Annotated in this window: 15 protein-coding genes; 7 read left to right on the forward strand and 8 right to left on the reverse strand. The window is 57.6% G+C overall.

Annotated elements, in window-relative coordinates:
- Positions 1-125 precede the first annotated feature (125 nt).
- Together K0H63_RS17100 and K0H63_RS17105 are read left to right on the forward strand one after the other, a co-directional pair.
- On the forward strand, positions 126-1,202 hold the full coding sequence (locus K0H63_RS17100) for an efflux RND transporter periplasmic adaptor subunit (protein ID WP_220065715.1): 1,077 nt from the start codon (positions 126-128) through the stop codon (positions 1,200-1,202).
- Position 1,203: 1 nt separating this feature from the next.
- On the forward strand, positions 1,204-4,281 hold the full coding sequence (locus K0H63_RS17105; RefSeq protein WP_220065716.1) for an efflux RND transporter permease subunit: 3,078 nt from the start codon (positions 1,204-1,206) through the stop codon (positions 4,279-4,281).
- A 140-nt stretch (positions 4,282-4,421) separates the two neighbouring features.
- Here K0H63_RS17105 and K0H63_RS17110 read toward each other — a convergent pair whose 3' ends face one another.
- The 4 genes from K0H63_RS17110 to K0H63_RS17125 all read right to left on the reverse strand — a co-directional run bounded on the left by K0H63_RS17110 (position 4,422) and on the right by K0H63_RS17125 (position 12,850).
- Positions 4,422-4,961: a hypothetical protein gene (locus tag K0H63_RS17110; RefSeq protein WP_220065717.1), complete on the reverse strand. Its 540-nt coding sequence runs from the start codon at positions 4,959-4,961 to the stop codon at positions 4,422-4,424.
- A 186-nt stretch (positions 4,962-5,147) separates the two neighbouring features.
- Positions 5,148-7,532 (reverse strand): zinc-dependent metalloprotease, encoded by a 2,385-nt coding sequence (locus tag K0H63_RS17115; RefSeq protein ID WP_220065718.1) that lies wholly within the window; start codon positions 7,530-7,532, stop codon positions 5,148-5,150.
- A gap of 20 nt (positions 7,533-7,552) precedes the next feature.
- On the reverse strand, positions 7,553-11,263 hold the full coding sequence (locus tag K0H63_RS17120; protein ID WP_220065719.1) for a response regulator: 3,711 nt from the start codon (positions 11,261-11,263) through the stop codon (positions 7,553-7,555).
- A 195-nt stretch (positions 11,264-11,458) separates the two neighbouring features.
- A complete protein-coding gene (locus K0H63_RS17125; RefSeq protein WP_220065720.1) occupies positions 11,459-12,850 on the reverse strand; it encodes a PhoH family protein in 1,392 nt (463 codons plus the stop codon).
- Positions 12,851-13,167: 317 nt separating this feature from the next.
- Between K0H63_RS17125 and rapA the strand changes: the two genes are divergently transcribed.
- The 3 genes from rapA (at position 13,168) to K0H63_RS17140 (ending at position 18,926) form a co-directional block, all read left to right on the forward strand.
- Positions 13,168-16,071 carry an RNA polymerase-associated protein RapA gene (gene rapA, locus K0H63_RS17130; protein ID WP_220065721.1) on the forward strand — a complete coding sequence of 968 codons (2,904 nt, stop codon included), beginning with the start codon at positions 13,168-13,170 and terminating at the stop codon, positions 16,069-16,071.
- Positions 16,072-16,219: 148 nt separating this feature from the next.
- Entirely contained in the window at positions 16,220-17,917 is a 1,698-nt protein-coding gene (locus K0H63_RS17135) for an amidohydrolase (RefSeq protein ID WP_220065722.1), read from the forward strand.
- A gap of 85 nt (positions 17,918-18,002) precedes the next feature.
- On the forward strand, positions 18,003-18,926 hold the full coding sequence (locus K0H63_RS17140; RefSeq protein ID WP_220065723.1) for a DUF3530 family protein: 924 nt from the start codon (positions 18,003-18,005) through the stop codon (positions 18,924-18,926).
- Between the two features lies 1 nt (position 18,927).
- Here K0H63_RS17140 and K0H63_RS17145 read toward each other — a convergent pair whose 3' ends face one another.
- Positions 18,928-19,428 carry a YqhA family protein gene (locus K0H63_RS17145; RefSeq protein WP_220065724.1) on the reverse strand — a complete coding sequence of 167 codons (501 nt, stop codon included), beginning with the start codon at positions 19,426-19,428 and terminating at the stop codon, positions 18,928-18,930.
- A 98-nt stretch (positions 19,429-19,526) separates the two neighbouring features.
- Positions 19,527-20,333 carry a crotonase/enoyl-CoA hydratase family protein gene (locus tag K0H63_RS17150; RefSeq protein WP_220065725.1) on the reverse strand — a complete coding sequence of 269 codons (807 nt, stop codon included), beginning with the start codon at positions 20,331-20,333 and terminating at the stop codon, positions 19,527-19,529.
- 286 nt (positions 20,334-20,619) lie between these two features.
- On the opposite strand from K0H63_RS17150, the gene K0H63_RS17155 reads away from it, so the two are divergent.
- Both K0H63_RS17155 and K0H63_RS17160 read left to right on the forward strand, forming a co-directional pair.
- Positions 20,620-21,627, forward strand: a complete 1,008-nt coding sequence (locus K0H63_RS17155) for a response regulator (protein ID WP_220065726.1) — start codon at positions 20,620-20,622, stop codon at positions 21,625-21,627.
- A 13-nt stretch (positions 21,628-21,640) separates the two neighbouring features.
- On the forward strand, positions 21,641-22,600 hold the full coding sequence (locus K0H63_RS17160) for a sensor domain-containing diguanylate cyclase (RefSeq protein ID WP_220065727.1): 960 nt from the start codon (positions 21,641-21,643) through the stop codon (positions 22,598-22,600).
- Between the two features lie 50 nt (positions 22,601-22,650).
- Here K0H63_RS17160 and rraB read toward each other — a convergent pair whose 3' ends face one another.
- On the reverse strand, positions 22,651-23,076 hold the full coding sequence (rraB, locus tag K0H63_RS17165) for a ribonuclease E inhibitor RraB (protein ID WP_011761245.1): 426 nt from the start codon (positions 23,074-23,076) through the stop codon (positions 22,651-22,653).
- A gap of 85 nt (positions 23,077-23,161) precedes the next feature.
- Positions 23,162-23,899 (reverse strand): 1-acylglycerol-3-phosphate O-acyltransferase, encoded by a 738-nt coding sequence (locus tag K0H63_RS17170; protein WP_220065728.1) that lies wholly within the window; start codon positions 23,897-23,899, stop codon positions 23,162-23,164.
- Positions 23,900-23,988 lie beyond the last annotated feature (89 nt).

The raw sequence follows: 23,988 nt of genomic DNA on the forward strand, positions 1-23,988 counted from the left end.
CGCTCTCCACGCCCAACAACAGTTGCATTTTTCGGAACCAATAATTCCAAACAATCCCGTTTTTAGCAACAGATTAAACTGCTATCTTCGCGCCTGTTGAACATGCCCCACAAGGAACAGCGCCGATGAGAACCCGCTTGATAATTCCACTCGCACTCGCCATGCCCCTGCTCGTCAGCGGCTGTATTGAGGCCGAGAGCGCCATACCCGCGCCGACAATCCGTCCGGTGAAACTCTTCGCCATCGAAGATCCCCTCGCGGGGGGCCAGCGCAGTTTCCCGGCGCGGGTAACGGCCAACAGTCGCGCCGACCTGGCGTTCCGGATTGCGGGCCAGTTGACCGAGCTGACGCTGGTGGAGGGTCAGGGTGTCAGCGCCGGCAGTCTGCTCGCCCGCCTCGATGACAGGGATGCACGCAATAATCTGATGGCCCGGGAGGCGGAGCATGAGCTGCTGGCCGCCGATTATGAGCGCAAGGCCGAGCTGCTCAAACGCAAGCTGATTTCCCAGGCCGAATTTGACACCACCCAGGCCCAACTGAAATCCGCCAAAGCGGCGCTGGCTGCCGCTCGGGACCAGCTAAGCTACACCCAGCTGACCGCGCCCTTTTCCGGCACGGTTGCCAAGCGTCTGGTGGACAATCACCAGCAGGTTCAGCCCAATCAAACAGTGCTGACGCTGCAAAATAACCGTCTGCTGGATGTCAGTGTGCAGGTGCCCGAGAGCCTGTTGGCCGACCTGAAACAAACCAGCGGGCTTGCGAAACTGGACGCCAATGTGAGTTTCAGCGCCTTTCCCGGCCACAGCTTCAAGGCCAATTTCAAGGAATACTCCACTGAAATAACCCCAGGCACCCAGGCCTATGAACTGGTGTTCTCCCTGCCCCAGCCGAACGCTGTCCAACTGCTGCCCGGCATGAGTGCCGAGCTGAGCTTCCGTCTTGATGGCGATGGCCAGCCCATCGCCGTAGTGCCTGTGTCGGCACTGGATAAGAGCGATGCCGACGGTTTGGTGCGGGTATGGCGTTACCAGCCCACTTCAGGTCAGGTCGATGCCGTACCCGTTACCCTGGGACGGGTGCGCGCCGAGGGCATAGAAGTGCTCAGCGGTGTGCAACGCGGGGATCAAATCGTCAGCGCCGGTATAAGCCAGCTCAGTGCGGGCATGCAGGTAAAGCCATTGCACTGGCAACGTGGGGTTTGAGATGAATCTTGCTGAATATTCGATTCGCCATAAGGTCATCAGCTGGATGTTCGCCCTGCTGTTGCTCCTGGGCGGCGCCATTGCCTTCAGCGGCCTGGGCCAGCTGGAGTTTCCCGAGTTCACCATCAAGGAAGCCCTGGTCATTACCCCCTATCCGGGCGCCTCACCTGAGCAGGTGGAAGAAGAAGTGACCCTACCCCTTGAAGACGCCCTGCAGCAGCTGGACGGCATCAAGCACATCAACTCAATCAACAGCGCAGGGCTGTCGCAGATCCGCATAGAAATCAAAGACAAGTATGACAAGCACAGCCTGCCACAGGTGTGGGATGAGGTGCGTCGCAAGGTCAATGACAGTGCCGGACTATTGCCGCCGGGCACGGGCACCCCCAGGGTGATGGACGACTTCGGTGACGTGTTCGGCATACTGCTTAATCTGTCCGGGCCCGATTACAGCAACCGCGAGCTGAGCAACTATGCCGATTTACTGCGCCGTGAGCTGGTGCTGGTGCCCGGAGTGAAAAAGGTGTCGGTGGCCGGTAAGGTGACCGAACAGGTCGTGGTCGAAATATCCCAGCAAAAGCTCTCGGCCCTTGGTTTGGATCAAAGCTATATCCATGGCCTTATTCAGAATCAAAACGTGGTGTCCAACGCCGGTAGCCTGCTGGTGGGGGACAATCGCATCCGTATTCACCCCACCGGCGAGTTCACCAGCGTGCAGGATCTGGCGCGGTTGATTGTCAGCCCCCAGGGCAGCCCGGAGCTTATCCATCTGGGTGATATTGCCCATATTGACAAGGTGTATGACGAGACCCCGGAGCAGCTGTATCGCAGCCAGGGCCAGAATGCCCTGTCGTTGGGTATCGCCTTTTCCGGCGGCGTGAACGTGGTTGAGGTAGCGGCCGACATACAAAAACGGTTGGTGGAACTGGAGTCCGAGCGCCCCCTGGGCATGATGCTGGATACCGTTTACAACCAGGGTCTGGCGGTGGACGAGACGGTCAGCAGCTTTCTTATCAATGTGCTCGAATCCATCGCCATCGTGATAGCCGTGCTATTGCTGTTCATGGGGCTGAGATCCGGCCTGCTGATGGGGCTGATTCTGCTGCTGACAATTCTGGGCACCTTCATAGTGATGAAGCTGCTGAACATAGAGCTGCAGCTCATTTCACTGGGGGCGCTGATTATCGCACTGGGGATGCTGGTGGATAACGCCATTGTGGTTACCGAGGGCATCCTCATAGGTCTGCGCCGGGGCAAGAGCCGCCTCGAAGCCGCCAGCCAGATAGTGGCCCAGACCCAGTGGCCGCTGCTGGGAGCAACCGTCATCGCCATTATCGCCTTCGCCCCCATAGGCCTGTCGCAGAATGCCGCCGGTGAATTTTGCCGCTCCCTGTTCCAGGTGCTGATGATTTCTCTGTTTATCAGCTGGATAACGGCAATCACCCTCACGCCCTTCTTTTGCCATCTGCTGTTCAAAGATACGCCGCCTGCGGAGGATGAGGCCGATCCCTATAAGGGCTGGTTCTTTACCCTGTACCGCGCCGTGCTGATGTTCGCCCTGCGCTTTCGGCTCGCGAGCCTGGCGTTGGTGCTGGCCATGCTGGTATCGGCAGTGATGGGTTTTGGCCACATCAAGAATGTGTTCTTTCCGGCATCGAACACCCCTATCTTCTTCGTCGATGTCTGGATGCCTGAGGGCACGGATATCAGGGCAACCGAGCGTTTCACCGCCGCAATAGAAACGACACTGCTGAGCCGTAGCCAGCAGGCAGACTCGGGCCTGCAGCAAATAACCACAGTCATAGGCCAGGGCGCCCAGCGCTTTGTGCTGCCCTATCAGCCGGAGAAGGCCTACCCAGCCTATGCACAGTTGATAGTGGAGATGCGGGATCTGGCGTCACTCGGGGCCTATATGCCACTGCTGGAAGACTTCCTGCGCCAGGAATATCCCCAGGCTCAATTCAGGTTAACCAAGATGGAGAACGGTCCCTCACCGGCGGCCAAGATTGAGGCCCGTTTCTACGGTGACAACCCCGAGACCTTAAGGAGTCTGGCTGCCCAGGCAGAGGCCATTTTCAGCGCCGAGCCCACCATGGATGCCATACGCCACGACTGGCGCAATCAGGTGGCGCTTATCCGGCCACAACTGCAAACCGCCAGGGCGCGGGAGAGTGGTATCAGCAAGCAGGATCTCGATCAGGCGCTGCTGCTCAACTTCAGCGGCAAGCAGATAGGCCTCTATCGTGAGACCAGCCACTCGCTGCCCATATTAGCCAGAGCGCCGGCAGACGAGCGACTGCAGGCTGACAACCTGTGGGAGTTACAGATTTGGAGTCAGGAGCACGCCAGCTTTGTGCCCGTGTCCCAGTTGGTGAGCGACTTTGCCACCGAATGGGAAAACCCGCTGCTGATGCGCCGGGATCGCAAGCGGGTACTGACGGTGATGGCCGATCCCAAACTGGGTTCAGATGAAACCGCCGACTCTGTTCTGAGAAAGGTTAAGGCCAAGGTAGAAGCCATCCCCCTGCCTGCGGGCTACAGCCTGGAATGGGGCGGCGAATTTGAGTCCTCCGGCGAAGCACAGGAAGCGGTATTCAGCTCCATCCCTATGGGTTATCTGGTGATGTTTTTAATCACGGTATTTCTGTTCAACTCGGTGCGTCAACCCCTGGTCATCTGGCTCACAGTGCCCCTGGCCCTGATAGGCGTGACCGCAGGATTGCTGCTGTTCGATGCCCCCTTCAGCTTTATGGCACTGCTGGGGCTTTTGAGCCTGTCGGGTATGGTTATCAAAAACGGCATAGTGCTGATGGATCAGATAAATCTGGAGCTCAGCTCAGGCAAGTCGGCCCTGGCCGCCCTGGTGGACTCCTGTGTCAGCCGGGTACGTCCGGTAATGATGGCGGCCATTACCACCATGCTGGGGATGATCCCCCTGATTACAGACGCCTTTTTCGGATCCATGGCGGTCACCATCATCTTCGGTCTGGGGTTTGCGTCGCTGCTGACCCTGATAGTGCTGCCGCTGATTTACAGCCTGTTCTTTAAAATCGAGATGGGAGGTGACCCACGGCCATAGTCCCATAAGCTAAACAGGCGGCGGCCAAGGGGCGTCGCCACAGAAAAACGCTTCCCGGCGCGACCGAACAGCAAGCTGTTCGGTCATTTCATTTATGGGAGTGGGCAGGCAGTTTTAGTGGATCACCGGCAAAGAGCCGGTCAGAGAAACTCCAGCGAGTCGAGAAAGGCCATGGCCGTTTTCCGCTCCCTGGCATCGGAGGCGTAACTTGCCATCAGCATCAGCAGATGGTTGTCGTGGGTGTAGATGCGCTGCACCATCTCGCCCTTATCCTCACCCAGATTTACCACCAGCTCGTAGCCCTTCTTGCCCTGATGTTCGATAAAGCCACGCCGCACCAGCGCTGCGTTCACGCCTGTGTCTGTGCCGAAACGGCGGCTTAAACTGCTCAAATCTTCACGGGACAAGGCATTGATGTCCTGCTCGTCGAACACCTCGTAGGCGGTGCCCATGGCCAGCACCAGCAGTGTCATATCGGCATGGGACGACCTGGCGCTGACAACCTGCTCAACGCTGATGTCACCCGTGACTTTGGAGGCGGTATTGGGCTGGGGCAGCATGCGCACCTTTACGGGCACACTGGCCAGAAAATGGCTTTCAAGCGGCAGGGGGGCAAAAAATTCCCGGTAAGCGAAAAAAGCGCCCACCATGGATAACAGCAAAATAACCAGTCGTGTCATGGTTCAATCCTTTGAAGCTGACAGGGGGAGGTGTGGCCGACCATAGTAACAGCCAAGGCTATGACTGGCGTGAGGCAAAAGGCTGACTTATCGGCCACATCCCGGCTTGAAAGCCGGGCCATCGATGTATCCTGACAAGAAAAAAGCCCGCGCATGGCGGGCTTTTGTGTTTGCAGTGCTGACGGCTTAAATGGGCGAGCCGGGTGGCATGGGCAGCGGCTTGGTGATAATCCGCACCTTGGCATCGTCCAGCCCTCTGGCCACGCCCAGCGCCAGGTACTTGAAGTGGGCCGCATCGGCCTCACTGGAGCGGCTGGCCTTACGCTCCAGCTGCTTGATGGTGTAAGCCAGTTTGGCCCCCAGCACTGCCTTGACCTCTGCACTGGTATCCTCGTGGTGGAAGCTCTCCAGCAAGGTGTCTATCACCACCGCATTGAGGCGCATCCAGACGCCACGTTCAAGGCCTGTCTTGCCTTCCTGATACAGGGTCACCGCCATCAGCTTGTCCAGAAGCTCGTTCACCGACAGCTGCTCGCTGTCGCTCTGGAATCCCTGCTCGACACGGTTAAGGCGCCTGGGCGCCATCAGCGCCCTGAGAGTATGGCGCGACAGCACCTCGGCCATACCAAGGGGGTCGGCCACTATGCCAAGACCCGAGGCAAAACTTTCACGGCCAGCGCTGTAGTTACCCTGTTTGGGCAGCAGCGACTCCACCAACTCACGGGACAAGGTCAGCTCGGCGGTGTCCAGAGTCGCCAAGAGGGTGCCCAGCGCCTGTTTTTGCAGCTCGGGGGCCACATAATGCCAGCTGTAAACCCCATCGTAGCCATAGTCGGTGCCGCCAATCAGCTTGGCCGCCGCCTCGATTTGATAACGGCTCAGGAGGTAAATAGGCACCAGGCTGTCGGCCAGCTCGCCCAGCGGCTCGCCGGGCAGCAAGGCATCGGGATTGAAGTCTGCCAGCGCCTTTTGCCGCACCTGCTGCAAGCGGGCGAGTTCGGCTACCGGATCGGCACCATTGTCCCACAGGCTGGCATAGGCGTGGCTCGCATCCGGGCTTCGGGAATCACTCTCGCCGATGTATCTCAGTCCCTTGGCCTGTACCTCGGCCAGCAGGGTAGACAGGCCTGCGGCCTCGCTGTCGCCAAAGTCGCCGTAGCCATAGGCGATGGCAAACTTATCCCAGGCTCCCACGCCGGGCACATAGGGTTGGCTGATGTCGATTTTGCCGTTGCTGAGGGTCACCATGGGATGGGGGTAATCCATCACAGAGGCGTTGTTGTTGCTGGACGCGGCAAAGTTATGGTCCAGCCCCAGGGTGTGGCCAATCTCGTGGGCCGACAGCTGACGAATGCGCTCCAATGCCAGATGCCCGGCGGCCTTGGCGGCAGCGTCTCTGTCTTCCCAGCCGGCGGTGAGGCCACGGGCAATCAGGTGGTCCTGTCGCGCCCGCAGACTACCCAGGGTCACATGGCCCTTGATGATTTCGCCGGTGCGCGGGTCGGCAATGGCCGAACCGTAGGACCAGCCGCGGCTGGCACGGTGCACCCACTGCACTACGTTGTAGCGTACATCCTGGGGGTCGGCATCGTCGGGGAGCAGCTCCATCTTAAAGCCATTGATAAAACCTGCCGCGTTAAAGGCCTCCTCCCACCAGCGACCACCGTCGAGGAGCGCACTGCGGATGGGCTCGGGCACGCCTGGGTCGAGGTAATAAACGATGGGCTCGACCACCTCAGAGGGTGCCGTGCCGGGGGTTTGCTTTTGCAGGCGATGACGCAGCAAGTGGCGCTTCACCACGGGGGAGTCGATGGCGCTGGCATAATCCAGATACTCATCAGATAAATAACCGCTTTGCGGATGGTAGTCGCGGGCCACATAGCCTGACTCAGGCAGGGCAATAAAAGAAAAACGCATGCGGATGGAGATGGCCTTGGGGTCAGGCGTTACCTGAGCCACATAGGCACCGGGCTCGGCGCCCGCAAAGGTCAGCTGCACGTCCACGTCGCTGTTATTGGGGAAGGATTTCACGTATTCGGGGATGATGAGCGAGCGTGATTTATCCAGACTGAAACTGCCCTGCCCCGATGCCTTGAGGGAGTCAGTCACCCCGTGCAGATCATTGAGTACCAGGGCGCTCAGGGGAGCGAGCGGCGTTTTGCCATCGAGTACGGGGGCGCGCCACAAAATAGAGTCGGCAAAGGCCTCTTTTACCGCGCGCTGCTCAGGGGCATAGTCGCTGCCTGCACGATAGCGGGTATTGAGCTCACGCAGGATAAGATCCGGGCCTATGCGTTCAAACTGCACCATGCGGGTGCGGCCCAGCTGTCCGCGGTCGAGGCCGATATCGTTGGAACCCACGCCCTGGGGCAGGCTGGTGACCAGCAAAAACGGCTGATTGAGCCGATTGGCCTCAACAAAGACCTCGCCCCTGTTGTCGTAGTGGAAATTCAGAAACCCTCTGGCCGATTGGCTCTGTTTGATAATGGCTGCCGGATTTTCGGCGGCCCAGACTGACATGGCCGGTGTGCTCGCAAGCAATAGCGCCAGGGCGAGAGTCGAGGGTTTCATCTTATCTCCTTGTTATGGGGCTAGTGCTTGCCCCTGTGTTTATCTTTATGTCCTATCCAGTGGCTCAGGGTTTCAAAGAGTTCGTTGAGCACTATGGGCTTGGTAATGTGGGCATTCATACCGGCGGCAAGACTCTTCTCCCGGTCGCCGGACATGGCGTGGGCCGTCATGGCGATAATCGGCAGTTCGTCGAAACTGTAACGCTTGCGCAGCTCGGTTGCCGCCGTGAGGCCATCCATCACAGGCATTTGAATGTCCATGAGTATCGCATCGTAACTGCGCTTGCCCACCATCTCCAGCGATATCTGGCCATTGTCGGCCACATCCACCTCGTAACCGGCGCTCTTGAGAAGCTCGGTGGCCACCTGTTGGTTGATAAAGTTATCTTCCACCAATAGCACTACGCCCTGATGCTCACCCTCCTCCTGCACCGGCGGTGCGGGCAGGGCCTTGGGCGCAGGCGGCGCAAAGGCGCGGATGATTTCATCAAACAGGCTCGAGGCCTTGAACGGCTTTTGCAGCATGGCAAATACGCGGTCGCTGTCCAAATCCACCTTCAGCGGCTCGGCGGCATAGGCGGTCATAATGATGATAACCGGCCGGGCGGCGAGCTTGCCCTCGGCCACCATCTCATCGATGGCATCTATCACCTGGATGCCGTCCATCTCGGGCATCATCCAGTCGAGCAGTACCAGATCCACAGGCTGCTTGCCGAGCTTGTACAGGGCCTCGGCGCCGGTGGAGGCGGTTTCCACCTCAAAGTGGAAGTCGCGCATCACGCTGGAATAAATCTGCAGCGCCGTAGGGTTATCGTCCACCACCAGGGTACGCAGGCTCGCCAGACGGTCTGGCACCACCATGGGGACGACCTTGGCCTCTTCGGCGATTTCAAAACTCACGGTAAAGCTGAAGGTTGAACCCACGCCGGGCTCACTCTCCACCTGCATGGTGCCGCCCATCATAGACACCAGATGTTTACTGATGGAAAGCCCAAGGCCCGTACCGCCGTACTTGCGGGTGGTGGAGCCATCGGCCTGGGCAAAGGCGTCGAACAGCTTGTCCTGCTGCTCGCGGCTGATGCCGATGCCGGTATCGCGCACCCAGAACTTGAGGGTAATGCGGTGGTCACGCTCACCCACGTCTTCACAGCCGAGTTCAATCTCACCGTTTTGGGTGAATTTCACCGCGTTGGACAAGAGGTTAATCAGCACCTGCCCCAAACGAAGCGGGTCGCCCTTGAGCATAATGCCCGCCGACACAGGGGCGTACAGCAGGAGTTCAATGCCCTTCTCCTGTGCCCGCAGAGCGTTGAGATCCAGCGAGTGGTCCAGCACCTTGTCCAGCGGGAAGGCGACTTTTTCCAGCTCCAGCTTACCGGCCTCAATCTTGGAGAAGTCGAGGATGTCGTTAATGATGCGCAGCAGCGACTGGGCCGAGAAGCTCGCTTTATCCAGGTAATCCTTTTGTTGCTCGGTGAGACTGGTGCGCCCCGCCAGTTGCAGCATACCTATGATGGCGTTCATGGGGGTGCGGATCTCGTGGCTCATATTGGCCAGGAACTCACTCTTGTAGAGGTTGGCAAGCTCCGCATCCTGCTTGGCCTCGAGCAGCGCCACTTCGTTGCTCTTGTGACGGGTAATGTCCTTGTGGGTACCCACCATCCGCTTGGGCTGGGCATCCTGGGTAAATTCCACCACCCGGCCACGGCTCAGCATCCAGTGGTATTGGCCGGTCTTGGCGCGCATCCGGAACTCAATCTCGTAGGCGCCTACCGGGTCTTTGAGGTACTGCTCGCGGTACTCCTGCACCCGGATGCGATCGTCCGGATGAATAAGGCTGTCGATGGTGGACAGCAGTGCCGGAAACTCGTTGGTCTTGTAGCCCAGCATGGAGTAATAGGCCGGGTTGCAGATGATTTGCTCCGAGTCGAGATACCAGTCCCACAGGCCATCTTCCACCGCGTCCATGGCGAGGTGGTAACGCTCTTCCGACAGCCGCAGCTGCTCCGCCGACTCGTATTCGCGGGTCACATCACGCCACACCGCAATCAGACCCATCAGCTCGCCGCGGCGATTGTAGAAGGGTAACTTGAGGGTATCGAGCAACACAGGCTTGCCCGCCAGTTCGATTTTTTCCTGATAGCGCAGCGGCTTGCGTTCGGTCAGTACCTGCTCGTCTTCGGCGCGGATGCGACTGCCCTGCTCCGGTGATGTCAGCTCTTCGCTGGACAGGCCAATCATCTCGGCCTCGCTGAAGCCCAGCATACGCTCGGCGGCCTTGTTACAGCCAAGGTAATGGCCTTCCTTGTCTTTGAAGACAATAGCCTCGGGGATGGAGTCGAGCAAAGAGCGCAAGAGCGCATATTCGCGCTCGCGGCGCTCTGTGGTTTCTTTCAGCCTTTCGGTGCGGCGCGCCACCAGCTTGTCGAGGCGCTTGTTCTGCTCGGCGAGGTGTTTGGTATATTGCTGGTTTTCTTCAAAAATACGGCTTACCAGCTGGAACCATGGCTCCCAGCCGGGAGTGATTTTTTCCGGCACCGGCATAGGCTGGGCCGAGCAACCTTCGAGGTGTGAGAGCAGCCTGGATGCGGGGCTTACGAAGGAGCGGCGGGTCTGCCAGTGCACTATGGTCACCAGCACGGAGAGCGCCAGTACCACCAGAATAAAGGTCAGCTGCAGCTTGTCCCAGCTCTCCTGGAAGAGGTCATCCACGTCCTGAATGTACAGCAGACGCCAGGGCGCATTGTGCAGCGCCACCGAGTGAATGTAGTAGCCGTTACGGATGATGCCGCCCTGGGCATCGAAGAGTTCCGACTCCGGCAGTGAGTGCAGCTCAGAGGGGATCTTCTGGCTGATGTGCAGCACCCGCTTGAGATCGTTCCCCGCCATGTCGGAGTGGGACAGTATGTTGTTGCTCTGGTCGAGCAGGATTACCGTGCCTGGCATCTTGAAGTAGAGCCGGATTTGCCGCGCCAGCGAGGCCAGGGTCATGTCCAGATTGATGGAGCCGATAAACTCATCTTCAAGGTAGATGGGCACACCCAGGGTGGTCAGCAGGCCCTTGTCGGTGGAGTCGAGATAGGCCTCACTCCAGAACACGCTGCGCTGGGGGTTCATGGCCGGGGTCGCCAGCTGGAACTGTTTCTTGTTCAGCAGCTCGTCGCGAAAGCGCTGCTCGTCCAACGGCCAGGGGAAGTAGGACATCATCCGCCGTTTGGATATGTAGTAGATGGCCGATGCCTTGGGGGCGGCCTCTTTGGCCACAGGAAACGACAGCGACAGCTCAAACAGCATTTCCAGTTCCTGATAGAACTTGTCGCTTCTGTCCTGGAGGGAGCCGATACCCGTGATACGCCCCATGTTGTTAAAAGGCTTATTGCCCTGGGCATAGTGGGGCTCGAGGGTGAAGTACTGGCCGTCTTCGTTGAATTTTTCGTACTGGGGCAAGCGGTCTTTACGCACCAGCTCGCCGAGGCGCAAATGGTCTACGGCCACGTCACGCAAACTCTTTACCGCCCGTATGCTCGACTCCAGCAAGAGGTCGATTTGCAGTACATGGCGGTCAATTTGCTCTTCGCGCTGGGCCAGCTGCTGGGTCTTTTCCCGGTCGAAGAAAAACCAGGCGGTCAGGCACGCCATCACAATTACACCTATGTAGGTGTAAAACACGGCGCGGTTGTAATTGCGCTGAATAGGCGATTTGAGCTGCAAATCCGGCTCAGTCGATTTCATCAAAAACCCTTTGGCATCCCCTGTCGCGAGTCCCTGCACCCGCAAAACTTAACGGATTATAGTAACAGGAACCCATGGGCAGTCACATCAAATAATTGTCATCGAATTTGTTTCAAAGTCGCTGTTTTTGCATCGCATTAAGGATAAAAAACGGACCCGGCGGGTCCGTTTGTCTGCCATACCATCAAGGCTGACTTACAGGTGCTCCTCGGCGAATTCAGCAAGCCGGGATCTGACCACACCATTGAGGTAGACATTGGCACTGCCTTCGAAGTTCTTGAACCTTTCCACAATGTAGGTCAGGCCCGAGGTCACGGCGGTCAGATAATTGGAGTCTATCTGGGCCAGGTTACCCGAGCAGATAAGCTTGGTGCCTTCACCCATGCGGGTGATCATGGTTTTGATTTGCGATGCGGTAAGGTTTTGACATTCATCCAAAAGCACTATGGCATTCTGAATGGAGCGGCCACGCATAAAGTTGATGGATTTAAACTGGATGTTGGCTTTTTCCATGATGTAGTTCATGGAGCCGTGGGGATTAACATCGTTTTTGTGCAGCACTTCCAGGGTGTCTGTGATGGCCGCAAGCCAGGGGGCCATTTTCTCTTCTTCAGTGCCGGGCAAAAAGCCAATGGACTCGGCAATTTCCGGGGTATTGCGGGTCACTATCACCTTGTCGTACTGGTTGCGCTCCACCACCAGCTCCAGTGCCGCAGCCATGGCCAGCAGGGTTTTACCACAGCCCGCGGGGCCAGTGAGGATAACCATGTCGATATCCGGGTCCAGCAGCGCCTGCAGGGCCATGCCCTGATACACGTTTTTCGGCCGTATGCCCCAGGCCTCAAGGCTCAGCAAGCGGCTGCGTCCCAGGTCCACAATGTGCAGATGGGTATCATCTTTTGAAATCACCCGGCCACAAAAGTCGGACTCTTCGTCGATAAGATATTGGTTGATATAGAGATGATCGTCTTCGAGGTCTTTCAGGGGCACTTCATGGATGGTCTGGCGGCCATGGCGGGTAGTGGATACCTTCTCCAGATGCTCCCAGAAGTTACCTTCAAACTGATGAAAACCCTTGGTTAAGAAACGGATGTCATCGATAAGCTGGTCGGTGCGGTAGTCTTCTACCAATTTGATACCGGCGCCCTTGGCCTTGAGGCGCATATTGATGTCTTTGGTCACCAGTACCACGGGGCGTGGTGAGTGCTGTTTTTGCAGGTGAAGCGCAGTATTGATAATGCGATTGTCGTTATGGTCGCCGGGGAGGCCGCCTATGGCCATTTCAAGCTGATGATCGGGGAAAATGGCGAGTGTGCCTGTGGCTTCGTGGCCTTCTCGGGCCGGCAGGGGCACGCCTGCGATAATTTGTTCCGGAGTGGTTTCGCCGCCGAGGGTATCTTCCAGTGCCCTGATGGCGACCCGGGCGTCACGGCTGACATCCCGTTTACGGTCTTTAATCTGGTCCAGCTCTTCGAGGACTGTCATAGGGACTATGACGTCGTGTTCTTTGAAGGAATAAATCGCTAAGGGTTCGTGCAATAAAACATTGGTATCCAGTACAAACAACTTTCTGTCGTCTTGTTCCATGGCGCCTCCGGTTTTAGTGACATAGGGCGATGATATTGTGATTGCGCTGGGGTGCGTGGCTGGGGCGGGGTCCTCCTTGGATGGCTGGAACGGATAGGACAAAGTCACATCCTGTCATTGAGTTCATACTGACACCCTTCCCGGGAAAGCTCAACACTCCATTAACACTCAGCTCCATTCAAAGACAAATGTATGACAAGCCCGTGACAGCAGGAAAGTTGTCAGGTGCACGATGGGGATCTAGGCTGATTCAAATATCGGGGCCGTTGGTATAACATACGCGCCCTTTGAGTTCCCCCTTGAGTTGAGAGAGTAAGATGTCGTTTGCGGTTGGGCAGCGCTGGATCAGTGATACAGAATCGGAATTGGGTTTGGGCACAGTGGTGCAGATAGAGGGCCGCATGGTTACTCTGCTGTTTCCTGCCACCGGTGAAAACCGCATGTTTGCCATGGCCGAAGCGCCCCTTACCCGGGTGATATACAACCCCGGAGACACCATCGACAGCGCCGAAGGCTGGGGTATGACGGTGGACAAGGTCGAAGAATTGAACGGCCTGGTATTTTATTTGGGCAAGCGTACCGACACGGGTGAAGACACCATGCTGCGCGAGACCCTGCTCGAGCACAATATTCGCTTCAACAAGCCCCAGGATCGCCTGTACGCTGGCCAGATTGACCGTATCGAGCGCTTTGGCGTGCGTTACAAGGCGCAGCTTTTGCGCCACAAGCAGGCCACCTCGCCACTGCTGGGCCTGCAGGGTCCACGGGTTGGTCTGATTCCACACCAGTTGTGGATTGCCCATGAAGTAGGCCGTCGCCACGCCCCGCGGGTATTGCTTGCCGACGAAGTGGGTTTGGGTAAAACCATCGAAGCGGGTCTGATTATCCACCAACAGCTGATGACAGGCCGCGCCGAGCGGGTACTGGTGATAGTGCCCGATACCCTGCGCCACCAGTGGCTGGTGGAAATGCTGCGCCGCTTCAACCTGCGCTTCTCGGTATTTGATGAAGACCGCTGCGTGGAGGCCTTTGCCGATCACGACAACCCCTTCTACACAGAGCAGCTGGTGATTTGCTCGCTGGAGCTGCTGCGCAAGAAGCGCCGATTGGAGCAGGCGCTGGATGCCGATTGGGATCTGATGGTGGTGGACGAAGCCCACCACCTGGAGTGGAGCGAAGACGAGCCCAGCCGTGCCTACCAGGTGGTTGAGGCCCTCGCTGAAGTCGTACCCGGGGTACTGCTGCTCACCGCAACCCCGGATCAGCTGGGTCATCAGAGCCACTTTGCCCGTTTGCGCCTGCTCGACCCCGACCGTTTTTACGACTATCAGGCCTTCCTCGACGAAGAAAAAGGCTACCAGGCCGTGGCCGAAGCCGCCGATGCCCTGGCAAGCGGCGTTAAGCTGTCCGATGAGGCCATCAACGGCCTGACCGAGCTTTTGTCGGAGAAAGACATAGCCCCGGCCATTCGTCAAATTCAGGCCGAAAACCTCGACGAAGAGCTGCGCCAGGCCGCCCGCGACGAGCTGCTGCAGGAGCTTCTGGATCGCCACGGCACCGGCCGGGTACTGTTCCGTAACAGCCGCGCCTCGGTAAAAGGCTTCCCCAAGCGCGAGTTCCACAGCCACGGCTTCGAACTGCCTGAGCAATACGTAACTGCCATGCGGGTAAATGCCATGATGGGCGGCGCCCGCACCCAGGAAGCCCGGGTGGCCCAGGCCCTGAGCCCCGAGCGTATCTATCAGGAATTCGATGACAACAACGCCAGCTGGTGGAAGTTCGACCCAAGGGTCGACTGGCTTATCGACTTTTTGAAATCCCATCGCTCCAAGAAGGTGCTGGTGATTGCCAGCCGCGCCGAAACGGCACTGGCACTGGAAGAAGCCCTGCGCACCCGCGAAGGCATACAGGCCACCGTGTTCCATGAAGGCATGTCCATCATTGAGCGCGATAAGGCCGGTGCTTACTTTGCCCAGGAAGAAGGTGGCGCCCAGGCGCTGATTTGCTCTGAAATCGGCTCGGAAGGCCGTAACTTCCAGTTTGCCAGCCACCTGGTGCTGTTCGACCTGCCCCTGAACCCGGATCTGCTGGAGCAGCGTATCGGCCGTCTGGACCGTATTGGTCAACGCCACGATGTGCAGATTCACCTGCCGTTCCTCAAGCACACCGCTCAGGAACAACTGATGCACTGGTACCACGAAGGCCTGTGCGCGTTCGAACTCACCTGCCCCGGTGGCCATGTGCTCTTTGGCGAGTTTAAAGAGCGCCTGCTCAGTGTGCTGACCGGAGAGAGCGATGAGCTGGACGAGCTGATGGCCGACACCAAGGCCCGCTACAAGGCGCTTAAAGCCGCCATGGAGCAGGGTCGCGACAAGCTGCTGGAACTCAACAGCCACGGCGGTGCCAAGGCCGAAGCCATCACCGCGAGCCTCAGCGACGCCGATGAGGATACCGACCTTATCGCCTCGGTGATCCGCCTGTGGGACGTGATAGGCATAGATCAGGACGACAAGGGCGAAAACTCCATAGTGCTGCGCACCACGGATCACATGATGTACCCCACCTATCCCGGCCTCAACGAGGATGGGGTGACTGTGACCTTCGATCGCAACACGGCGCTGTCGCGGGACGATATCGCCCTTATCACCCTGGAGCATCCACTGGTGCAAACCGGCCTGGATCTCATCACGGGCTCAGATACGGGCACCACCTGTGTGGCACTGCTGAAAAACAAGGCGCTGCCGGCGGGCACGATTTTCCTCGAGCTGATTTACCTCGCCGAAACCACGGCGCCCAAGGCCAGCCAGCTGTACCGCTATCTGCCGCCCACGCCGGTACGTGTGCTGCTGGACAAGAACGGCAACAACCTGTCTGACAAGGTGGACTACGACAGCTTCGACAAGCAGCTGTCCGGGGTGAATCGCCATATCGCCAGCAAGCTGGTTAACGCCTCTCAGACCATGCTGCATCCACTGTTTGCCAAGGGTGAAGAGTTTGCCGGTGAGGCACTGAACACCCTGACTCAGGACGCCAGGGCGCGTATGGAAAGCCAGCTGGGCGCGGAGCTTTCAAGGCTCGAGGCCCTCAAGGCCGTGAACCCCAGCATCCGTGAAGAGGAGCTGGAGCACCTGCGGCAGATGATGCAGGAACTCTCGGGCTACCTTGGCAACACTCAGCTGAAGCTGGACGCCATCCGCCTTGTACTGGTGAGCCACAACTAAGGCAAACCGGCCCGGACACCCAGCCCATTCAAAGGCCCGCAGTTGCGGGCCTTTTTTATGCAATGAATGAGGTGACTCGGACGAAGGAGCAATGCTATAACCTTAAAAAATAACAAACTTTAAACATCTCACTGCACAAGGATTCCACATGGTCGCTCGCCTCTCCTTGCACTCTGCTTCCCCGAAAAACCTGCCACGCAGCACCCTGCTCGCTTCCTTGCTGCTGGTTTGCTGTCAGGGCGCTGCTACCGCGGCCACGGTCAAACTGGAAAATATTCGCGGCTACGGTTTTGATGATGAACGTCAGTTGGTGACCTTCGACACCCTCGTTTATGACGATGTCACCGGCAAGGTGCTGGCAAGGGGCAAGGAGGCGCAGTCGCTGACCACAGACCAGGTGCACAATGGCGCCGGCAAGGCGCTGTTACCGGGGCTCATAGACGGTCACGGCCACGTGCTGGGGCTGGGCCAGGGCCTGAGCCGGGTTGAGCTGAGGGAGACGCGCACCGAGGCCGCTGCCGCCAGCCTGGTGAGCGACTTTGCCCGGGCGCACCCGGAGCAGCGCTGGATATTGGGTCGTGGCTGGAATCAGGAACTCTGGGACAGCCGCGCCTATCCGACCAGGGCCTCGCTGGATGCCCTGATAAACGACAGACCCGTTTGGCTGCGCCGGGTGGACGGTCATGCCGGTTGGGCCAACAGCAAGGCGCTGGCCCTGGCGGGCATTGGCCGGGACACCCTGGACCCGGACGGCGGTCAAATCATCAAGGACGCAAACGGTGAGCCCACAGGCGTGTTGGTGGATAACGCCATGGCGCTGCTGGAAAACCAGATCCCTGAGCCCGCGAAAGCCGAGCGACTGGCCGCCTTCGCCACCGCCTTTGACCACCTGCTCTCCCTCGGTATCACAGCCACCCATGACGCAGGTATCAGCGCCGCCGAGCTGGCCGATTATCAGGAATTACAGCAACAACAGCGGTTGCCGGTGCGGATATACGCCATGCTGTCCGCTGCCGATCCTGCGCTGGATACCTGGCTGAAGCAGGGCCCCATACTGGATGAAGACGAGCGTCTGGTAGCCCGCTCGGTGAAAATTTACAGCGATGGCGCCCTTGGCAGCCGAGGGGCGGCGCTACTGGCCCCCTACAGCGACAGACCCGGTGAAACCGGATTGCTGGTGACCCCGGAGCCCGAGCTGGGTAGCCTGATAAAGGCCACGGTCGCAGCAGGCTTTCAGGCCAATGTGCATGCCATTGGCGACAGGGCCAATCGCATGGTGCTGGATAAATTTGCCCAATTGGATGACAAGACCCGCGAGGCCGGGCGTCATCGCATCGAACACGCCCAAATTATCGCCCCCGAGGACTTGCCCCGTTTCGCCACGCTTAAGGTGTTGCCCTCCATGCAACCCACCCATGCCACCTCCGACATGAACATGGCAGGAGATCGCCTCGGTGAGCAGCGTCTGCGTGGCGCCTATGCCTGGCGTACCCTGGTGGATATGGGCAGCCCCATCGTTGGCGGCTCCGACTTCCCGGTGGAGCTGGCCAATCCCTTCCACGGCCTCCATGCCGCCGTGACCCGCCAGGATCAACGCAATCTGCCCGAGGGCGGCTGGCGTCCGGCGGAAAAGCTGACCCTGGCCGAGGCCCTGCGCGCCTTTACCCGGGATGCGGCCTATGGCGCCTTTCAGGAGCAAAAAATGGGCAGCCTGACACCGGGCAGCTTCGCCGATTTTATTCTGCTCGACCGGGACATCTTTGCCATAGCGCCTGAGCAACTCTGGCAAACCCGGGTGCTGGAGACCCACGTAGCGGGTAAACAGGTGTATGTTCTGGGGCAATAATACAGGCGCCCGGTATGCTTACTGCCGGGCTAAACCTCAAATGTCGGTTTCTGAACGCTGTTATGGGTTCTTTGGGAGGCGCTGGGTGAGTTATCATCAGCAGGTACTTTGCCTGAAAGACGAAAATGCCATGGGTGCCTTCTTTACCTTCCGCCACAGTGTTTTGCTGAGCCTGAGTCTGTTATTAAGCCTGTTATTGCCGACTGCCCAGGCCGCCGATGACCCGGCATACGACTACCTCAAGAGCCGCCAAATGCGGGCTATCAGGGTGGAAGGCACTGAGTTGCCGGTGTTGGTTCGCCCCTGGGAAGGTAAAAACCAGCATGGGGCAGCGCTGATTTTTGCCGATACCGGCTTTGGCGCCGATGCTCCGGGACTGGTGGCCTTTTTGAGGGATGGGTTAAGCCCACTGGGCTGGGCCAGTATCAGCATGACACCACCCAGTAACCCGCCCCACCCGAGTTTTGCCACCGCCCCCGAAGAAGTGGCCAAGGCTGGCGACAAGCAGCTCTCATCCCCTGCAGACAAGGCCATGGACAAATTCAGCCCCCAGGAATGGCAACAGCATGTGGACACTCAGCTGGGCTTTGTGGAGGCCAGTCTGGGGCAACTTGATCAGATAGGCGCGGCGTATCCCGGCAAACGTATCCTGGTGAGCATGGATCGCAGCGCCGCCCTGTTGCTGCAACTGCTGGCCGATGGCAAGGTAGCACCGCCGGATCTGCTGGTGATCATCAACCCCTACAGCGAATCCCCTGATTTTGACGAGCGCCTGCCGGGTCTGGTGGCTGTTCAGGAAGTGCCTGTACTGGATATTCAATCCCCGGATGGTAACAGGGCAAGCCTGGCGACCGCTTCACTGCGGCGGGCCAACTCAGCCATGAAAGATGCCATGGCTTACCGGCAGTTGCCCCTGGCACTCAACATCAGCGAGCCCGATGCCTGGGCCGATGTGCTCAGCGCCATCCGCGGCTTCGCCGCCAGTGTCAAGGCCGCTCCCCTTAACTGATTCAGGCCTGCTTGTCCTTGGTGAGCATGAGTGCCAGGGCAACCAATACCACCACACCGGCCATATACAGCAGCTCCAGCGCACTCTGGGGCTTGAGCTCGCTGAAAAATGAAAACAGCTTGATGACCAGCATCATGAGGATGACCTTGCCAAGCTTGCTCTTGAGCGAGTCTATGCTGCTGATAATCAATATTTTACCGCCCACCTGCGATTCGGATGCCGGCTTGATGTCACGGATAAAGAGCTCGTAAAGACCAAAGGCAAAAATCAGAAGCACGGCGCCCAGCAGGAAGGTATCGAGTATTTCAATGACCACCATTACCAGGTCGTTACGCACCTCAAGGCTGCCGCTGGCCAGGTAGTCCCACAGCAGATGGAACATGTGCAGCATGTCCTTGGCACCCATGACAAAGACCACCAAGGCCGCCACAATACAGGCCACTACCCCAAAAATCACCGACAGTCGGCTGCTCCACAGCAAACGTTCCAGTTGATTTTTCATCTTTCAGCTCCTTGAAAATACATCTAAAAAAATAAAGCGCCGATTGTGGGCGCTTTGGTTAGGTACACGCAAGTCCAATCCCGGGGATTGTGAGTGGATTACCAGAATTTTTGCCGCGGTTTGTAGTCTCTGTCGGTTTTACCCTGCTGGCGCCGGGCGGCTATGGCAAAGTTTTTCCCCAGCAGCAGACGCACCTGATACCAGGACTCCCGCGCCAGCAAACGGCGAATACTGCCACTCCAACTGCGATGAATTGAGCCCTTGATGGCTGCCAGCGCATCAGGCGAGCGGGTCATTAATTCCCCGGCAAAAGCGATGGCCTCGTCCACAGGCGCCGCAGTGACCCGAGTCACCAAACCAAGAGATCCGGCCTCACCGGCGTTGATGACTCTGGCCGTCATCGACAGTTCCAGCGCCTTGTCTTTGGGCAGTATCCCCCTGAGGCTCACCAGCCCTGCCATGTCGGGTACCAGGCCCCACTTGGCTTCCATAATGGACAGCTCGGCGTTTTCAGCCGCAAAGCGAAAATCGGCCCCCAGCGCAATCTGCATGCCGCCGCCATAGCAATAACCTTCGATAGCAGCGATAACGGGCACCGGCAACCGACTCCAGCCGATGGAAACCCGCTGCGCCAGATTGGCATTGCCGGGCAGCCACTTGGCCAGCAGCCCCAGCGGCTGCAACGGCTTGCTGGTGACACTCTTGATATCGAGCCCGGAGGAGAAGTGCCCCTGAGCACCCTGCAATATCACCACCCGCACCTGTCTGTCCCGTGCGAGCTGCTTCTGCACCCGGCAGATTTCTGAAAACATCTCATAATTCAACGCATTGAATTTTTCTGGTCGATTTAATGTCACAAAGGCTATGCCATCCTTTATGACCAGGTTGACTGGGGGTTGAGTCATGCCGCATCCTAACTGGTCTGTCCAGAAGCGATGTTAACATATTTGGCATAAATGGCTATTCAACGTAACATAGTCAGACTTTTTGACATCCGTCAGTATTTTGACATCAGGATTTTATTACCGGTTGCACCCCAAACACAGCGGGGTATGATTCGGCCATGGGAAATGCCAACTTCAGGAATCACCATGGGATCCAGCCAGGAAAGGCGCCACGACCCAAAGCAGGATGACAGCAGAAATTGGTGTTATCTTGAATAAGAAGAACAATCGAGGACCTTATTCCAGCATGGCACTTCCAGTATTGATATGTGACGACTCCGCCATGGCTAGAAAGCAGATGGCGCGCACCCTGCCGAAAGATTGGGATGTCGACATTACCTTTGCCACCAATGGTGCCGAAGGTATAGAGGCCATCCGGGCCGGCAAGGGAGAGGTGGTGTTTCTTGACCTCAACATGCCGGTGATGGACGGCTATGAGGTACTGCAAACCATTCAGCAGCAGGACTTGCCCGCACTGGTCATAGTGGTATCGGGTGATATTCAAATCAAGGCTCACGAACGTGTTAAAGCACTGGGCGCACTCGACTTTATCCAAAAACCCGTCAGTGCCGAGGCCATAGCCGGCATACTCCAGGAATACGGTATTCTGGTGCCCGGCGAAGGCGAAGGCGACGAAGCCGAAGACAATCCCCTGTTAAAAGTCGACATGCGCGATGCCTGCCAGGAAATCGCCAACGTCGCCATGGGCCGGGCGGCAGACCTGCTGGCCAAACTGCTGGACGTGTTTGTGGTGCTGCCTATTCCCAATGTCAATGTGCTGGAGGTGAGCGAGCTGACCATGGCGCTCAAGGCCACAGAAACATCTGCCAAAGTTACCGCACTGTGCCAGGGTTTTATCGGCGCAGGTGTGGCCGGAGAGGCCCTGTTGCTGTTCCATGACTCCAGCTTTCAGGACATGGCCAAGCTGATGAAGCTCGATGGTCCCAGCGATGAGGCCACCGAGGTGGAAGTCCTGATAGACACAGGCAACGTGCTGATTGGCGCCTTTTTGAATGGCATCGCCGAGCAGCTGGACATGCATTTCAGTCAGGCACATCCGGTGGTATTGGGCCGACATTGCACGGTCAACGACCTTATCCACGACAATGCCGAGAAATGGCACCGCACCCTGGCGATGGAAATCAACTATCGCATCGAAGATCACAACATTGAGTGCGATCTTCTGCTCCTTTTTACCGAAGACTCGCTGCCGACCCTGAATTACAAGCTCGGCTATATGTTGGATACCGATTGAGGCCAAACCCCTGATGTCCAATGACGCAGACCTGATGAACGAACTCCACTGGCTTATCGATATGGTGCAAACCATAGAAGTAGGCCTGGTGGTGCTGGACAGAAACTTCAATATTGCCCTGTGGAATGGCTTTATGGAAAACCACAGTGGCGTTTCTCCCAATTCCATCAAGGGCAAAAACCTGTTCGAAGAGTTTCCCGAGCTCCCGGCCGCCTGGCTGAAAAAGAAGATGGAGTCTGTATATCTTCTGAAGAACCGGGCCTTTATCAGCTGGGAGCAGCGCCCTTTTGTGTTCCAGTTTAAAAACTACCGCCCCATTACCGGCCGGGCAGAGTTTATGTACCAGAACGTCACCCTGCTGCCACTGGCTTCGCTCACCGGGAAAATTACCCACATCAGCATCATTGTGTACGACGTCACAGACGTGGCGGTGAATAAACTGCAGCTGAAAAATGCCAATGAACGCCTGGAGCACCTGAGCCAAACCGACGGCCTGACGCAGTTGCACAACCGTCGCCACTGGCAGGAATGTATGAATCGGGAATACGAGCGTTTTAACCGCTACAGCGACCCTGTCAGTCTGGTGATGTTTGATATTGACCGCTTCAAGCAGGTTAACGATGAGCACGGCCACGTGGCCGGTGACAAGGTTATCCAGCATATAGCCCACCTGCTGAGCCAGTCACTGCGGGAAACAGACTGCGCCGGTCGCTACGGCGGCGAAGAGTTTGCGGTAGTGCTCACCGGCACCACCGCCGAAGAGGCGTATCACTTTACCGAGCGCCTGCGGGAGAAAGTGGCCTCCTCAGCCATCCAGTTTGGCGGCAAGAGCATACAGGTCACCATCAGCCTGGGTATTTGCGGCATGGACGATTTTGTCGACAACGAATCCCAGTGGCTTGCGTACGCCGATCAGGCGCTGTATCAGGCCAAGCAGCAGGGGCGTAATCGCACAGTGATCTACAGCGAGTAAGCCGATTTTCAGGCACAAAAAAGCCCGCCGTGAGACGGGCTTTTTTGTTATCAGTGACGCTCGATGGGGAAGCCATCCTTGTCGTAGTCTTCGTCGTCATCTTCGTCGTCGAAGTCTTCATCGTCGCCCATAAAATAGGTGCCCCAGCCGTCGTAATCCACCTTCTGCTTGGCAGCGAGGTTGATCAGCTGTTCACAGGCCTTGTCAATCAGGTCCACGTCCAGAGCATGGTTGGCGATGGCGTCAAAGCAGAGGATCACACTGCCATCATCCAGTTCCAACTCTTCGGCGTCAGTCACTTCGAAGCCCAGTTTGAAGGCGTCTACCGCGGCTTTTTCAAGGCGATCAAAATTGGTGCTCGAAAAATGATGTTCAATCATGTACTCGGCATCCGGGTCGGAACCATCATCCAGCAGCGACTGAACGATATCACGGGTCTCTTCCTGTTGGGCCTTAAGCAGGCGCTCAATAGACATGGGCTGACTCCAATAAACAAAGCAAGCGCCTGCCCACCACGGGAGGCGCAATCAGGGCGCAGTATAACAGAGATTAAAAAAGGCGTCAGTTGGCCAGACGGGCACGGTCCATCAGGGCGGCAGCCTCGCGGTTAAGCTGCTCAAGCTTGGCCGACATGGCGGCATGGATACGCTCAGACAACTCCTTAACCTGACTCTTGTCCAGCCCCTTTGTCTCAAAGGGTTCCATCTGCTCGATAATCACTACACCGTTGTTCCAGCGATTGAGTTTGATATGGCACTGATTGGAGGCCAGCACCGGCACCATGGGCACACCGGCGGCGATCGCCGTATGGAAAGCCCCTGCCTTGAACGGCAGCAGACCACGGCCACGACTGCGGGTACCTTCGGGGAAAATCCACACCGACAGGCACTTGTCTTTGATTTTTCTGGCGGTGTTCGCCATGGTCTCAAAGGCGCGGTTACGGTTTTTGCGATCGATAAGGATATTGCCCGACAGCCAGTAGATCTGACCGAAGAATGGCATCCAGGCAATGCTCTTTTTCCCAAGGCTTACGGTACCTTTGGGTACGGCAGCGGTATGGGTGAACATATCGAAATTGTTTTGATGGTTGGCAAGGTAGACGCAAGGCTCACTGCTGGCGGCCTGGGGACGACGTACTATCACCTTAATTCCCAATACCGGCGCAACGGCAGAGAACCACTTGGCGAACATATGTACATTGTCACGGTGTCTTGGGCGCAACAAACAGGCAATGGAACCCACGATGAATGCCATCAGCAGCAATATAGCCAACAGCAAGGATCTGACGATTAACAGCACGACATACTCCCGGTAAAAACTCCTGCGCAGTATAACGACAGAGTATGACTGGAACAATATTTTGTTTACACGTGTGCGCTGATTTATTA

It is taken from the genome of Shewanella zhangzhouensis (assembly GCF_019457615.1).
GTDB lineage: Bacteria > Pseudomonadota > Gammaproteobacteria > Enterobacterales > Shewanellaceae > Shewanella > Shewanella zhangzhouensis.

Coding starts and splice junctions, on each gene's coding strand:
- K0H63_RS17105 (WP_220065716.1), top strand. CDS start 1,204: ATGAATCTTGCTGAATATTCGATTCGCCATAAGGTCATCAGCTGGATG.
- K0H63_RS17160 (WP_220065727.1), top strand. CDS start 21,641: ATGTCCAATGACGCAGACCTGATGAACGAACTCCACTGGCTTATCGAT.
- K0H63_RS17125 (WP_220065720.1), bottom strand. CDS start 12,850: ATGGAACAAGACGACAGAAAGTTGTTTGTACTGGATACCAATGTTTTA.
- K0H63_RS17145 (WP_220065724.1), bottom strand. CDS start 19,428: ATGAAAAATCAACTGGAACGTTTGCTGTGGAGCAGCCGACTGTCGGTG.
- K0H63_RS17110 (WP_220065717.1), bottom strand. CDS start 4,961: ATGACACGACTGGTTATTTTGCTGTTATCCATGGTGGGCGCTTTTTTC.
- K0H63_RS17115 (WP_220065718.1), bottom strand. CDS start 7,532: ATGAAACCCTCGACTCTCGCCCTGGCGCTATTGCTTGCGAGCACACCG.
- rraB (WP_011761245.1), bottom strand. CDS start 23,076: ATGTCTATTGAGCGCCTGCTTAAGGCCCAACAGGAAGAGACCCGTGAT.
- rapA (WP_220065721.1), top strand. CDS start 13,168: ATGTCGTTTGCGGTTGGGCAGCGCTGGATCAGTGATACAGAATCGGAA.
- K0H63_RS17135 (WP_220065722.1), top strand. CDS start 16,220: ATGGTCGCTCGCCTCTCCTTGCACTCTGCTTCCCCGAAAAACCTGCCA.
- K0H63_RS17120 (WP_220065719.1), bottom strand. CDS start 11,263: ATGAAATCGACTGAGCCGGATTTGCAGCTCAAATCGCCTATTCAGCGC.
- K0H63_RS17155 (WP_220065726.1), top strand. CDS start 20,620: ATGGCACTTCCAGTATTGATATGTGACGACTCCGCCATGGCTAGAAAG.
- K0H63_RS17100 (WP_220065715.1), top strand. CDS start 126: ATGAGAACCCGCTTGATAATTCCACTCGCACTCGCCATGCCCCTGCTC.
- K0H63_RS17150 (WP_220065725.1), bottom strand. CDS start 20,333: ATGACTCAACCCCCAGTCAACCTGGTCATAAAGGATGGCATAGCCTTT.